This window comes from Pseudomonas sp. MPB23 (genome assembly GCF_046605395.1).
Taxonomy (GTDB): Bacteria; Pseudomonadota; Gammaproteobacteria; order Pseudomonadales; family Pseudomonadaceae; genus Aquipseudomonas.
Genome location: NZ_CP176771.1, coordinates 3,863,889 through 3,877,302, shown reverse-complemented (window position 1 = coordinate 3,877,302; position 13,414 = coordinate 3,863,889). Strand labels below are relative to the sequence as shown.

13 protein-coding genes are annotated in these 13,414 nt (G+C 62.2%); 6 read left to right on the top strand and 7 right to left on the bottom strand.

Annotated features, from left to right (window positions below):
* Window positions 1-17: 17 nt before the first annotated feature.
* Entirely contained in the window at window positions 18-1,172 is a 1,155-nt protein-coding gene (locus ACLH0J_RS17605; RefSeq protein WP_411388331.1) for a PQQ-dependent sugar dehydrogenase, read from the bottom strand.
* Window positions 1,173-1,184: 12 nt separating this feature from the next.
* Window positions 1,185-1,502 (bottom strand): hypothetical protein, encoded by a 318-nt coding sequence (locus tag ACLH0J_RS17600; RefSeq protein WP_411388330.1) that lies wholly within the window; start codon window positions 1,500-1,502, stop codon window positions 1,185-1,187.
* A gap of 168 nt (window positions 1,503-1,670) precedes the next feature.
* Between ACLH0J_RS17600 and ligD the strand changes: the two genes are divergently transcribed.
* Window positions 1,671-3,053: a non-homologous end-joining DNA ligase gene (gene ligD / locus ACLH0J_RS17595; RefSeq protein WP_411388329.1), complete on the top strand. Its 1,383-nt coding sequence runs from the start codon at window positions 1,671-1,673 to the stop codon at window positions 3,051-3,053.
* Window positions 3,054-3,075: 22 nt separating this feature from the next.
* Here the strand turns inward: ligD and lpxO are convergent, their stop codons facing one another.
* Window positions 3,076-3,975, bottom strand: a complete 900-nt coding sequence (gene lpxO / locus ACLH0J_RS17590; protein WP_411388328.1) for a lipid A hydroxylase LpxO — start codon at window positions 3,973-3,975, stop codon at window positions 3,076-3,078.
* A 625-nt stretch (window positions 3,976-4,600) separates the two neighbouring features.
* Between lpxO and ACLH0J_RS17585 the strand changes: the two genes are divergently transcribed.
* From ACLH0J_RS17585 to ACLH0J_RS17575, 3 genes are all read left to right on the top strand, one after another.
* Window positions 4,601-5,839, top strand: coding sequence for an MFS transporter (locus ACLH0J_RS17585; RefSeq protein WP_411388327.1), 1,239 nt, complete (start codon window positions 4,601-4,603; stop codon window positions 5,837-5,839).
* 142 nt (window positions 5,840-5,981) lie between these two features.
* Window positions 5,982-7,568 (top strand): ABC-F family ATPase, encoded by a 1,587-nt coding sequence (locus ACLH0J_RS17580; protein ID WP_010565450.1) that lies wholly within the window; start codon window positions 5,982-5,984, stop codon window positions 7,566-7,568.
* Window positions 7,569-7,674: 106 nt separating this feature from the next.
* Window positions 7,675-8,850, top strand: a complete 1,176-nt coding sequence (locus ACLH0J_RS17575) for an MFS transporter (RefSeq protein WP_411388326.1) — start codon at window positions 7,675-7,677, stop codon at window positions 8,848-8,850.
* Here the strand turns inward: ACLH0J_RS17575 and ACLH0J_RS17570 are convergent.
* Window positions 8,844-9,881, bottom strand: a complete 1,038-nt coding sequence (locus ACLH0J_RS17570) for an alpha/beta hydrolase family protein (RefSeq protein WP_411388325.1) — start codon at window positions 9,879-9,881, stop codon at window positions 8,844-8,846. The genes ACLH0J_RS17575 and ACLH0J_RS17570 overlap by 7 nt on opposite strands.
* 230 nt (window positions 9,882-10,111) lie before the next feature.
* Window positions 10,112-10,723 carry an FMN-dependent NADH-azoreductase gene (locus ACLH0J_RS17565; protein ID WP_411388324.1) on the bottom strand — a complete coding sequence of 204 codons (612 nt, stop codon included), beginning with the start codon at window positions 10,721-10,723 and terminating at the stop codon, window positions 10,112-10,114.
* Window positions 10,724-10,848: 125 nt separating this feature from the next.
* On the opposite strand from ACLH0J_RS17565, the gene ACLH0J_RS17560 reads away from it, so the two are divergent.
* Both ACLH0J_RS17560 and ACLH0J_RS17555 read left to right on the top strand, forming a co-directional pair.
* Entirely contained in the window at window positions 10,849-11,757 is a 909-nt protein-coding gene (locus ACLH0J_RS17560; RefSeq protein ID WP_411388323.1) for a LysR substrate-binding domain-containing protein, read from the top strand.
* Complete coding sequence (locus ACLH0J_RS17555; protein WP_042946946.1) at window positions 11,754-12,110, top strand: MmcQ/YjbR family DNA-binding protein; 357 nt, start codon at window positions 11,754-11,756, stop codon at window positions 12,108-12,110. The genes ACLH0J_RS17560 and ACLH0J_RS17555 overlap by 4 nt, the downstream gene beginning before the upstream one ends.
* Here the strand turns inward: ACLH0J_RS17555 and ACLH0J_RS17550 are convergent.
* Together ACLH0J_RS17550 and ACLH0J_RS17545 are read right to left on the bottom strand one after the other, a co-directional pair.
* Window positions 12,099-12,482, bottom strand: coding sequence for a DUF1294 domain-containing protein (locus tag ACLH0J_RS17550; RefSeq protein ID WP_411388322.1), 384 nt, complete (start codon window positions 12,480-12,482; stop codon window positions 12,099-12,101). The genes ACLH0J_RS17555 and ACLH0J_RS17550 overlap by 12 nt on opposite strands.
* Window positions 12,479-13,309, bottom strand: coding sequence for an undecaprenyl-diphosphate phosphatase (locus ACLH0J_RS17545; RefSeq protein ID WP_411388321.1), 831 nt, complete (start codon window positions 13,307-13,309; stop codon window positions 12,479-12,481). The genes ACLH0J_RS17550 and ACLH0J_RS17545 overlap by 4 nt, the downstream gene beginning before the upstream one ends.
* Between the last annotated feature and the right edge of the window lie 105 nt (window positions 13,310-13,414).

Genomic DNA, 13,414 nt, shown 5'->3' with positions numbered 1-13,414 from the left:
CTGGTTCGCGAAGACCATCAGTCCGGGTTCAGGCCAACCCGGTACAACACACCATTGTCCTCATCTGTCAGCACATACAGGTAACCATCCGGCCCCTGACGCACGTCCCGAATCCGCGCCTTCAGGCCACCCAGCAACCGTTCCTCGTGGATGATCCGGTCGCCGTCGAACTGCAACCGGATCAGCTCCTGGCTGGCCAGCGCACCAATAAACAGGTTGTGCTGCCAGGCCTTGAAACGGTCGGCGTCGTAGAACGCCATACCGCTGATGGCCGGCGATTTTTCCCAGACATGGTGGGGCGCAACCGTACCCTGCGCCGTCTTACCCTTGGCCTCTGGAATCGGTGTCAGCGAATAGTTGATGCCGTGGGTCGCCAGCGGCCAACCGTAGTTCTTGCCGCGCTCGATGATATTGATTTCATCACCACCGCGCGGGCCGTGCTCGTTTTCCCAGATCGTGCCACTCCATGGGTTCAACGCCAGCCCCTGGGGGTTGCGCTGGCCGTAGGACCAGATTTCGGGACGTACGCCTTGCTGGCCGACGAACGGATTGTCATCCGGCACGCGGCCATCCGGGTAGATCCGCACGACTTTGCCCTGCAACTTGTCCAGGTCCTGGGCGGTCGGGCGGTCGTTGTTTTCCCCCAGGGTCACGAAGAGGTAGCCATCCCGGTCAAAGGCCAGACGCGAGCCGAAGTGATTGCCAGTGGAGAGCTTGGGCTCCTGGCGCAGGATCACTTTGAAATCGGTCAGGCCACTCAGGTCTGTCGCCAGGCGCCCCCGGCCCACGGCGGTGCCGGCTTTACCGTCCTGGCCACCGCCTTCGGCATAGGTCAGGTAGACCATGCGGTCCTGCTTGAAGTCCGGCGACAACACCACATCGAGCAAACCGCCCTGCCCCTTGGCCCACACGTCAGGCACGCCGGTCAACGGCGCCGAAAGCTTGCCGTCCGGGCTGACGAAACGCAGGTGACCGGGGCGCTCGGTCACGAGGAAGCCTTGCTTGTCTGGCAGAAACGCCAGCGCCCAGGGATGGTCCAGACCTTTGGCAATCGGGGTGGCGGTGATGCGGCCCTGTTCACTGGGGAACTGCTGGGCATCGGCCGCGTAGACGGTGGCCAGGGGCAGCATCGCGGTGGCGCACAGGGCGGCCAGGGTTTTGTGTATCAACATAAGGCTGTGTCCTTACCGGCGATTGCCGTTGGCGTCATAGACGGGGGCTTTGGTGTCGGTGGCCGGACGACTTGGAGCGGTATCGCGCTGGGGATAGCGATTGCCGATGCCACCGTTTTCCAGGGTCGGCGTGCGCGTGGTCGGCCCGGTCTGGATACCGCGGGTCGCCGGCGCATTGGACTGGGTGCCCTGCATGCTGTTGGGGTTGGCGCGGTGAATCGGGCCATTGTTGTTGGCGTTGTTGCTGCCCGGCAGGTTCTGCGCTTGCGCCAAGGGAATAAGCGCCAAGCCCAACGCCAGCGCGGCAACGTGACGTACACAACTGTTCATGGCAAAGCCTCTCTGGGGTACGTGCTTTCGATAACACGCTACGCTGAGGGTTCGGCTTTGGTAATTAAATAGTTTCTCATCAGGTGTAACACGAACTGTCCGCACATCCGTTGCTGGCGCTGAGCAGGGAAACTTTTCGCGCCGCCTGCGAGTCACCCGAACACCTCCTTGCCACGGGCCATGCAGGAGAACGACATGGCAAAGCCACTGAGCTTCGTGATCCAGAAGCACAACGCGCGCAACCTGCACTATGACTTTCGCCTGGAGCTCGACGGCGCGCTGCTCAGTTGGGCCGTACCCAAGGGCCCCAGCCTCGATCCGAGCCAGAAACGCCTGGCCATCCACGTTGACGATCACCCCCTGAGCTATGGCGGTTTCGAGGGCAGCATCCCGGCCGGCCAATACGGCGCCGGGGATGTGATCGTGTGGGATCGGGGCGTGTGGCAGCCCCACGGCGACCCGCACGCAGCCTATGCCGCCGGCAAACTCACATTCACCCTGGTCGGCCAGAAACTCTCGGGCGACTGGGCGCTGGTGCGCACGCACCTCAAGGGTCGCGGCGCTCAGGAACAGTGGCTGCTGATCAAGGAAAAAGACGCCCAGGCGCGCGCCGCTGCCGACTACGACATCGTTCAGGCCGAGCCCGACAGCGTGCTCAGCGGCGCCGACGTGCACATCACCCACCCCGACCGGGTGATCGACAAGCAAAGCGGCACGCAAAAGCAGCAACTGGCAGCCTTCTACGCGAGCATCAGCGACCGGATCCTGCCCTTCCTGCGCCACCGGCCCGTGTCGCTGTTGCGCGCGCCGGAAGGCATCGACGGCGAACGGTTCTTCCAAAAACACGCCGAGCGCCTGGCCATTCCCCACATCAAGCAACTGGACCCGTCACTGGATCCCGGCCACCCGCGCCTGATGGAAATCGACAGCACCAACGCCCTGGTCGGTGCCGTGCAAATGGGCGCCATCGAGTTACATACCTGGGGCGCCACCTCGGACAAAATCGACACCCCGGACCTGTTTGTACTGGACCTTGACCCGGACCCGGCACTGCCGTGGACATCCATGCTCGAGGCGGCGCAACTGACGTTATCGTTGCTGGATGAATTGGGGCTGGAGGCCTTCGTCAAGACCAGCGGCGGTAAAGGCTTGCACCTCGTCGTACCGCTGGCACGACGCGATGGCTGGGACACCGTCAAGGCATTTGCCAAGGCCATCGCCCAGTTCATGACCCGGCAACGGCCCGAACGCTTTACCGCCGCCTCCGGGCCAAAGAACCGCGTGGGCAAGATCTTTATTGACTACCTGCGCAATGTGCGGGGTGCCAGCACCGTGGCGGCGTATTCGGTGCGGGCACGGCCAGGGCTGCCGGTGTCGGTACCGGTCAGTCGTGAGGAACTCGAGGAGGTGCGTGGCGCCCAGCAATGGACTATCGCCACTCTGCAGGAACGCTTGCGCGGGTTGAACGTCGATCCGTGGGCGGGGTATGCCCATCGACAAAAAATCAGCAAGGCCATGTGGGACACGCTGGGCGCCACGCCACCCCTGTGAGTGGCGCCGCCCGGGCCAGGCTTTAGATCAGCACAAAGATCGCGGCAAAAACAGCAAAGATCGCCCACTTTTCCAGGTAGTAACGCGTGCGATTGCGCTTTTTGAGCTCCTTGCCGCGCAAACGGATTTTGTACAGCCGGGTGAAGGCACGGTTCAGCCCGCCGGTCTTGTCGCCGACGTCATTGGGCGAGCCTGCGGCAGCCAACACCGTGCGGCTGAACCAGCGGTTGAACGCAGTGGCCCAGCGGTATTTCATCGGCCGCTCGATATCGCAGAACAGGATGATGCGGTTCTGCTGCGTGCTGTTTTCGGCATAGTGAATGTAGGTTTCGTCAAACATCACCGGCTCGCCGTCGCGCCAGTAATAGTTTTCGCCATCCACATTGATGTAGCAGCCCGGATCGTTCGGCGTGTCCAGGCCCAAGTGGTAGCGATAGGAGCCGGCATACGGATCGCGGTGGCGCACCAGCTTCGACCCCGGCGGCAGTTCGGCGAACATCGCCGCCTTGATCGAGCCAATGCTCTGCACCAGCTCAGTAGTGCGCGGGCACAGTTTCATCGCGGACGGATGACTGTCGCCGTACCACTTCAAGTAGAAACGTTTCCAGCCCGATTTGAAGAACGAGTTGAAACCCACATCGTTGTATTGGTCCGAACGCTTGATCTCGCCGGCGCGCATCAGGTTCTCGGCTTCCTGGCGAATCTCTTGCCAATGTGCCTGCAACGGGCTCAGGTCAGGAAAATCGCTGGTCGACAGAAACGGTCGGTTGGGCAACTTGGAAAACAGGTAAAGGAAGCAATTGACCGGGGCCAGGAAGGTTGAGTGATCACTGATCTGGCGGCCCAGTTTATGCCGCACCCGACCACGCAGATGGACATACGCAATGGAGGTAACGTAGAGAACAACGATGATGAGTTTCAAAGGATTTCGTCACACGTCAGAAGAGAACAGACTGCTCCTGCATGCCCACGACGGCCGAGGATGGATAGCAGCACCTGAAACCACAATTCACATAATGGGCACTCACGAGGGATTGAGAACCCCGTCGGCCATTGGCAGTTATTTAGCCACAACTTGTAACTAAAAGTTAACCAAGAATTACGAAAAGCGATCAATCGAATGTGCTGGAAGAACGCCTGAGCGGGCCGGTCTAGAGGCCTGCCCACAGGGCGTAGAGCCCGCGCTATCGGCAGGGTTGACGGTGATCGTCGAGTACAGAGAACGGTGCATTCTCACGGCGCAATTGGACGAAATGACGAGTCAACGCAATCAACATACCCAGCATCCGCCGCGCTTGATCGGTGAGCGTGCGAACTTGCGACGGCATTTTCACAAGGCCTTCACTTCACGGCCTATAGGGTGAAGCCTACCTACTCCAATGAATCCCTTGGCCCGCCTTTATCCGCGGGCATTTTTTTGCCCGTTGGAGATCGGCTGGCGGCACAGGGAAGAAAACCCCGGTCAGAGCGCGAAACTTAACGCAAAGCCCGCAGGTCACTAACGCAATGGGGTTCAGCCATTGAACGCCCGCTGCGAAGCCCTCACTGTGACCACACACTCCGACCTGCGTAATACCTTATCCCTGGACAGTCTGAATTTTTTCCTGGCGGATGTTCGCGACGGCCTGGGACCGTACCTGGCCATCTACCTGCTCGCGGTGCACCAGTGGGACCCGGCCAGCATCGGCGTGGTCATGACACTGGCGGGGATTGCCGCATTGATCACCCAGGGCCCGGCGGGGGCGCTGATCGATCGCACCCACAGCAAGCGCGCAGTGATTGCCGTGGCGGCCCTGCTGGTGACCGCCAGTTGCCTGCTGCTGCCCTTCGTCAGTTCTTTCAGCCTGGTGGCCTTGACCCAGGCGGCCAGTGCCATCGCCGCGTCCGTGTTCGCCCCGGCGATTTCCGCGATTTCCCTGGGCATCACCGGACCCCGTGCGTTCACCGGACGCACCGGGCGCAACGAAACCTTCAACCACGCCGGCAATGCCGTGGCCGCGCTGCTGGCCGGTGGCTTGGCGTACCTGTTCGGCCCGGTGGTGGTGTTCTACCTGATGGCGTTTATGGCGCTGGCCAGTGTCGTTGCGGTCAGTTGCGTGTCGGCAAAGGCCATCGACCACGAGGTCGCCCGCGGTTTCGACCCCGCCCATCACAGCGACCATGAGCAGCCCTCCGGCATGAACGTCTTGCTGGCCAACCGACCGCTGTTGTTGTTTGCGATTTGCTGCGCCCTGTTCCACCTGGCCAATGCCGCCATGTTGCCGCTGGTCAGCCAGAAGCTGTCGCAGATCAACCTGCAGATGGCCACGCCGCTGACCTCCGCGTGCATCGTCGCGGCGCAACTGGTCATGGTGCCCGTGGCCTGGCTGGTGGGGGTCAAGGCCGACCTGTGGGGACGCAAACCGCTGCTGCTGGCCGGCTTCATGATTCTGCCGCTGCGCGGCGTGCTGTATGCCTTGTCCAGCGACCCTTACTGGCTGGTGGCCGTGCAAATGCTCGACGGCGTCGGCGCGGGGATTTTCGGCGCGCTGTTCCCGGTGATCGTCAAGGACCTGACCCAAGGCACCGGGCGTTTCAATGTCAGCCTGGGCGCGCTGTCCACCGTGTTTGGCGTCGGCGCGGCGCTGAGCAGCAGCCTGGCCGGTTTCGTGGTGCAGCAGGCCGGCTACAACGCGGCGTTCCTGACCCTCGCCGGGGTGGCGGCCGTGGCCCTGGCGCTGTTATGGCTGGCGATGCCGGAGACGTTGGCGAAACCATCTTTCGCGCGCCATACAACTGTCGCCTGACATATGCGACAATGCGCGCCAAATTCCAACACACATCCCCCATTTTTTGCTCAGCGACCGGGTTTCGCGCCTTGATGTCGCTGTTGATGCATGCCTGAAGGCTCCTGCCGCCACGCTCGCAACCCATTGATAGGTAAAGTAATTGATCTCCACAGCTAACATCACCATGCAGTTCGGCGCCAAGCCGCTCTTCGAGAACGTCTCGGTCAAGTTCGGCCCCGGCAACCGGTATGGTCTGATCGGTGCCAACGGTTGCGGCAAGTCGACCTTCATGAAAATCCTCGGTGGCGACCTCGATCCGTCCGGCGGCCAGGTCATGCTCGAGCCGAATGTCCGCCTGGGTAAGCTGCGCCAGGACCAGTTCGCCTACGAAGAATTCACCGTGCTCGACACCGTGATCATGGGTCACGAAGAGCTGTGGAAGGTCAAGGCCGAGCGCGACCGTATCTACTCGCTGCCGGAAATGAGCGAAGACGACGGCATGGCCGTGGCCGAGCTGGAAACCGAGTTCGCCGAGATGGACGGCTACACCGCCGAATCCCGTGCCGGTGAACTGCTGCTGGGCCTGGGTATCCCGCTGGAACAGCACTTCGGCCCGATGAGCGAAGTGTCCCCAGGCTGGAAACTACGCGTGCTGCTGGCCCAGGCGCTGTTCTCCGATCCTGAAGTGCTGTTGCTCGACGAACCGACCAACCACTTGGACATCAACACCATCCGCTGGCTGGAAAACATCCTGACCCAGCGTTCCAGCCTGATGATCATCATCTCTCACGACCGTCACTTCCTGAACAGCGTGTGCACCCACATGGCTGACCTGGACTACGGCGAGTTGCGCCTGTTCCCGGGCAACTACGACGAGTACATGACCGTGGCGACCCAGTCCCGCGAGCAACTGCTGTCGGACAACGCCAAGAAGAAGGCGCAGATCTCCGAACTGCAATCCTTCGTCAGCCGCTTCTCGGCCAACGCCTCGAAAGCCAAGCAAGCCACGTCCCGCGCCAAGGCAATCGACAAGATCCAGTTGGCCGAGGTCAAGCCTTCGAGCCGTGTGAGCCCGTTCATCCGTTTCGAACAGACCAAGAAGCTGCACCGCCAGGCGGTCATTGTCGATCGCATGGCCAAAGGCTTCGACGGCAAGCCGCTGTTCAAGGACTTCAGCTTCCAAGTCGAAGCCGGCGAGCGCGTAGCGATCATCGGCCCGAACGGTATCGGCAAAACCACCCTGCTGCGCACCCTGGTCAACGAACTGACCCCGGATGCCGGCAGCATCAAGTGGACCGACGCCGCCGAGCTGGGCTACTACGCCCAGGACCATGCCCACGACTTCGAAGACGACATGAGCCTGTTCGACTGGATGGGCCAGTGGACGCAGGGTGAGCAAGTGATCCGCGGCACCCTGGGGCGCATGCTGTTCTCCAACGACGAGATCCTCAAGTCGGTCAAGGTCATCTCCGGTGGTGAGCAAGGTCGCATGCTGTTCGGCAAGCTGATCCTGCAAAAGCCGAACGTGCTGATCATGGACGAACCGACCAACCACTTGGACATGGAATCCATCGAGGCGCTGAACCTGGCGCTGGAAAACTACCCGGGCACGCTGATCTTCGTCAGCCACGACCGTGAGTTCGTATCTTCCCTGGCCACCCGCATCATCGAGTTGAGCGCCAACGGCGTGATCGACTTCAGCGGCACCTACGACGACTACCTGCGCAGCCAAGGCGTAGTGTTCTAAGCACCGCCCGCTGCCCCCAAAGCCCCGTCCACCGTGACGGGGCTTTTTATTTGTAGGCGCAGGTTATGCCATGATGCGCGCACCGCCCGCCCGCGAACGAGTGCTCATGTCCGACGCCGCCCCCTCCTCCCTGTCGATCACCCTGCAGATCGTCTCCATCGTCTTCTACACCTTTATCGCGTTCATCTGCATCGGCCTGCCGATTGCGGTGATCCCCGGCTACGTGCATGAACAACTGGGCTTCAGCGCGGTGGTGGCGGGACTCACGATCGGTTCGCAATACCTGGCCACCCTGCTCAGCCGCCCCATGGCCGGGCGCATGTCCGACAATGTGGGCACCAAGCGTGCGATTGTGCTGGGCCTGGCGGGCATCCTGGTCAGTGGCGTGCTGACGTTTTTTGCCACTCTGGTGCAAAACCTGCCCGAGCTGAGCCTGGGGATTCTGATCGTCGCACGGCTGCTATTGGGCGTGGCCCAGGGCCTGATCGGCGTAGGCACCATCAGTTGGTGCATGGGCCAGGTCGGCACCGAACACACCGCGCGCTCGATTTCGTGGAATGGCATTGCGTCCTACGGGGCCATCGCCATTGGCGCGCCGCTGGGGGTGGTGATGGTGACGGAGTACGGCTACAACAGCCTTGGCCTTGCCCTGACGGTACTAGCTGCGCTGAGCCTGGTGCTGATCCGCAACAAGCCCTCGGTGCCGGTGGTGCGCGGCGAGCGCCTGCCGTTCTGGGCGGTGTTCGGGCGCATCGCGCCGTTTGGTGCCGGCCTGTGCCTGGCGTCGATCGGCTATGGCACGCTCACCACCTTTATTACCCTCTACTACCTCAGTCGCGGTTGGAGCGGCGCGGCCTATTGCCTTACGGTGTTCGGCGTGTGCTTTATCCTCTCGCGGCTGCTGTTCATCTCGGCCATCAACCGCTTTGGTGGTTTTCGTGCCGCGATTGCCTGCATGGCCATCGAGACCCTGGGCCTGACATTGCTGTGGCTCGCGCCTTCTACCGGCGTGGCCTTGATCGGCGCCGGGCTGACCGGTTTTGGCTTGTCCCTGGTGTACCCGGCGCTGGGCGTGGAAGCCATCCGCCAGGTGCCCGACAGCAGCCGGGGCGCGGGGCTGAGTGCCTATGCGGTGTTTTTCGACCTGGCCCTGGCGATTGCCGGGCCATTGATGGGCTTCGTCGCACTGAACCTGGGCTACGGCTGGATTTTCTTCTGCGCGGCGCTGCTGTCGGTCACAGCACTGGGCCTGACTTTGCTGCTCAAGCGACGCGCTTACTGATCGGCGGTCTGCAAGCCAGCGCGCGTGGACTGACCGAGGGTGTGGGTGAAAAACCGCCCGGCCTCGGAGATCAGGTCGCGGTGAATGCCCTCGCGATCAACCCCATCGGCATCGGTGCAGAGGGCCGGCATCGCCGCCAACTGGTCGTTGTCGCACGGCGCCATGAACACGAAGTGCCCTGCCCCGGCCAGCAGCTTGAAGTCCGGCGGTTGCGGCAGCTTGCGCGCCAGGGCGGCGGCGTTCTTGTCCACGGCCACCAGCTTGTCGCCGTCGCCGCTGTAGAGCAGCACCGGCACATGCACATCGGCCAGGGTGTGACGGCCGAACATCAGGCTCAGCGGCGCCATCAGCATCAACGCATGAATGCGCGGGTCGGCTTGCGGTTGCAGGTCGTCGCGGTCCACTACCAGCTCGCCTTTGGTGGTGCAGGCGTCACGGTCTTCCGGGCGCTCCTGGCAATAGCGGCGCAGACGGTTGAAATCCGGCTTGGCGCCCGCCAGGATCAACGCCGTTTCCCCCCCCGCCGAATAGCCGATCACACCGACCTGATCGACGTTGACGAACGGCGACAGCATCGGATCGCCCAAGGTGGCGGTGATCGCTTCGGAAATCTGGATCGGCCGGCCATACAGGTTGCTCACCGTACCCAGGCGGCTGTGGTCCTTGTAGTTGTCGCCCGGATGCAGCACCGCGACCACCACAAAGCCCTTGCGCGCCAGGGACGTGGCCAGGTCATGCAGGGCCATCGGCGTGCCGGTGTTGCCATGGGACAGCATCAGCATCGGGAAACGCCCGATGGCGATCTTGGCGTCTTCGCTGGCGGCCACGCGATAGGCGCCCAACTGCGTGGAGTGTTCGAGGTCGGTGGAGGGGTAGAAGGCGACCGCTTTCATCGGCTGCAGATCCAGCGGATCGAGAAAGGTCATGCGATGGAAACCCACACTCCAGTGCGGGTGCGGCGCAGGCGCGGCATGCACTGAAATCAGGCCACCGAGCAGGGAAAGAACCATAACAGCACAAAGACGCATCATGAGGATGTCCACCTTTGCTGCGTGAAAACCGGTATGTCGGGTTGAAAAGTCCATGGTTCAAGGTACTCGCACCGGGTGATAAACCCATGCGTGCATAACCTGGGCCAAAGTAAAGACAGCAGGCAAACGAAAAAACTCCGCACTCCGGTCGTTTCAAGGCGACCAGAATACAGAGTTTAGGCGCCCGGTTTCAGATTGAAACCGGAAAAAAGTCGAATTTTACACAAGCCTTACGCGGCAGCGAACAACTGTTCGTTGATGAGCACGTTGGCGTCGTTCATGGCTTTGCTGCGCACTTCGTCACCGTAGGCCAGGCCTTCGGCCCGCACGATTTCGATATCGGTGATGCCCAGGAAGCCGAACAGCAGTTTCAGATAGCCTTCATGGGCGGCGCCCGACGCTTGCCCGGCGTGCAGGCCACCGGAGGTGGACACGATGATGACTTTCTTGTTGCCGCACAGGCCTTCGGGACCGGCTTCGGTGTAGCGGAAGGTCTGACCGGCGACTGCGATACGGTCGATCCAGGCTTTCAACTGGGTCGGAATGGTGAAGTTGTACATCGGCGCACCGACCACGATCGCGTCGGCGGCGAGGAATTCAGCCAGCGACGACGCACTCAGTTCGGCCTCGTGCTTTTGCGCGGCATCGCGCAGTTCAGCGGCGGTGCCCAGTGCGCCCAGGGTTGCGCCGGAGAAGTGGTTGATGGCTTCGCTGGCCAGGTCGCGGTAAGTCACTTGCACACCCGGCACAGCCGCTTGCCAGGCCTTGACCACGCCAGCGCTGAGCTGACGGGACGCCGAGTTGTCGCCGAGGATGCTGGAATCGATATGCAACAGTTTCATGGTGGATCTCCGAGGTGGGATCGTCAGTGGCGATCAGATGGCGGTGATGCTACGCATGAAACGAATAGACGATAAGATGCCTGCAATGCGATAGTTCGTCCCACTGACAGGACAATAGGCTGAGCATGCAAGATCTCAACGACCTCTACTATTTCGCCAAAGTCGTCGAAGCCGGAGGCTTCGCGGCCGCCGGGCGGCTGCTGGGGATACCCAAATCGCGACTGTCGCGGCGCATTGCCGAGCTGGAAGAACGCCTGGGCGCCCGCCTGCTGCAACGCACCACCCGCCAGTTGACCCTCACCGCCGTCGGCGAGCGCTACCTGCGCCATTGCCAGGCGATGCTGCTGGAAGCGGAAATGGCCGACGAAGCCGTGGCCAGCATGTCCAGCGAGCCCCGTGGACGGCTGCGAGTCACCTGCCCGGTGGGTCTGGCCCAGAACATCCTGCCGGAACTGGTGGCCGGTTTTCTCGCCGCCCACCCCCAGGTGCAGCTGGAAATGACCCTGGTCAACCGCCGTGTCGATCTGGTGGCCGAAGGGATCGACGTGGCCCTGCGCGTACGCGAACTGGGTGACGAAGACCCGCTGCTGGTGACCAAACGCCTGCGCCCGGCCCAGACGGTGCTGGTCGCCAGCCCGGAACTGCTGCGCGGCCGCCAGGTAAACACCCTGGAAGACCTCAAGCAACTGCCTATCCTCGGCGCGCTGGAAGCGGACCGCCTGGTGCATCATCGGATTCTCGACCCCCAGGGCAAGCCTCACGAACTGATGATGGAGGCGCGCCTGGGCATCGACGATTTCATCGTGCGCAAAGCCAGCGCAATCATGGCCCTGGGCTTTACCGTGCTGCCGATGATGTACTGCGAGGAGGAACTGGCCAACGGTCGCCTGGTGCAACTGCTGCCGCAATGGTCGTTGCCCGGCGGCTGGCTGCAGGCCGTGTACCCGCATCGGCGTGGCGTGCTGCCAGCGATTCGCGCCTGGATCGATTACCTGGAAGAAGGCTTTAAAAGCTGCGGAGACCGCTTGCTATGAAGATGACCGAAGCACAAGTCGCCGACTTCTGCCTGAGCCTGCCCGGTGCGCGGGAGGACTACAAATGGGGCGGCGTACGGGTGTTCTCGATTGCCGGCAACAAGATGTTCGCCCTGCAAGGCCTGCGCGGTGACTCGCTGGCGTTCAAGGTCGACAAGGACCTGTTCCTGGGCCATGTGGACCGCCCTGGTATCCATCCGGCGCCGTACCTGGCCCGCGCGCAATGGATCATCATGAACACGCCCTACCCGCTGGGCGCCGAGGAACTGCGAGGCTTGTTGCGCCGCTCCCACCAACTGGTGGTGAGCAAGCTGCCCAAGCGCACGCAGATCGGGTTGCGTCTAGAGGACTGACCCCAAGGTGCCGCCCAGGAACATCTGATCCAGCCAGAACACCTCGTGCAACAGCACGATGGCCCAGAACAGCACCTGGTAAGACACCTTGCGTGTCTTGTGGCGAAACACTTGCTGGGCAATCAACGCCCCCGGCCAGCCGCCCGCCAGCTCCACGGCATGCAGGATATTTTCCGGGATACGCCAGCTATCGGTGCGAGCCTTGCGCTTGTCGTTCCAGTAGAGGAAGAACGCGAGCAGGCTGACCACGCCATACACCGCCAGCGGCAGCACCGTTTCGCCGCGCAGCCACACCCGCACCGAGCCTAACAGCGGCGCGGCGCACAACGCCAAAAAGATCGCGGCTTTCAGGCGTGGGTGCTGGATCGTCATGCCTTGGCCGCTGCCCAGTCGATCCAGCCGAATTGCCAGGTCGCCAGGATCAGCAGACCGAACGCAATGCGGTACCAGGCGAACGCCGCGTAGCTGTGGTTGGCGATGAACTTGAGCAGGCCCTTGACCGCGATCATCGCGAAGATGAACGAGGTGACAAAACCGATAGCGAACACCGGCAGATCCGCCGGCTGGAACAGGTCGCGGTACTTGTAGCCCGAGTACACCGCCGCGCCGACCATGGTCGGCATGGCCAGGAAGAACGAGAACTCGGTGGCGGTCTTGCGCGACAGGCCGAACAGCAGGCCACCGATAATGGTCGAGCCCGAGCGCGAGGTCCCCGGAATCATCGCCAGGCACTGGGCAAAGCCGACCTTGAGCGCGTCCTTCCAGGTGATCTCATCGACGCTCTCGGCGTGCACTTCGTGCTGGCGACGCTCGGCCCACAACATGATGACGCCGCCCACCACCAGGGCCGTGGCCACGGTGATCGGGTTGAACAGGTAATGGTGGATCAGGTCGGCGAAGATCACCCCCAGCACCACGGCCGGCAGGAAGGCGATCAGCAGATTGAGCGTGAAACGCTGGGCATTGCGCTGAGTCGGCAGGCCGGTGACCACGTCGAGGATCTTGCGCCGGAACTCCCAGACCACCGCCAGGATGGCGCCGAGCTGAATGATGATATTGAACGCCATCGCGCGTTCGCCGCCGAAGTCGAGCAAGTCGGCGACGATAATCTGGTGGCCGGTGCTGGAAATCGGCAGGAACTCTGTGAGTCCCTCGACCACGCCCAAAATCAACGCCTGAATGGCGGTCCACAAATCCATACTTCCCCCAAAGGTCATGCTCGGTGGCATGCCTTATTGATCTTTTTTAGTGGTTCACTGACGACAAGGCATCGGCGCTAATGATCAACGCCGGTGTGCAAAAAT

Coding starts and splice junctions, on each gene's coding strand:
- ACLH0J_RS17605 (WP_411388331.1), bottom strand. CDS start 1,172: ATGTTGATACACAAAACCCTGGCCGCCCTGTGCGCCACCGCGATGCTG.
- ACLH0J_RS17600 (WP_411388330.1), bottom strand. CDS start 1,502: ATGAACAGTTGTGTACGTCACGTTGCCGCGCTGGCGTTGGGCTTGGCG.
- ACLH0J_RS17575 (WP_411388326.1), top strand. CDS start 7,675: ATGTCCGACGCCGCCCCCTCCTCCCTGTCGATCACCCTGCAGATCGTC.
- ACLH0J_RS17570 (WP_411388325.1), bottom strand. CDS start 9,881: ATGATGCGTCTTTGTGCTGTTATGGTTCTTTCCCTGCTCGGTGGCCTG.
- ACLH0J_RS17565 (WP_411388324.1), bottom strand. CDS start 10,723: ATGAAACTGTTGCATATCGATTCCAGCATCCTCGGCGACAACTCGGCG.
- ACLH0J_RS17560 (WP_411388323.1), top strand. CDS start 10,849: ATGCAAGATCTCAACGACCTCTACTATTTCGCCAAAGTCGTCGAAGCC.
- ACLH0J_RS17555 (WP_042946946.1), top strand. CDS start 11,754: ATGAAGATGACCGAAGCACAAGTCGCCGACTTCTGCCTGAGCCTGCCC.
- ACLH0J_RS17550 (WP_411388322.1), bottom strand. CDS start 12,482: ATGACGATCCAGCACCCACGCCTGAAAGCCGCGATCTTTTTGGCGTTG.
- ACLH0J_RS17545 (WP_411388321.1), bottom strand. CDS start 13,309: ATGGATTTGTGGACCGCCATTCAGGCGTTGATTTTGGGCGTGGTCGAG.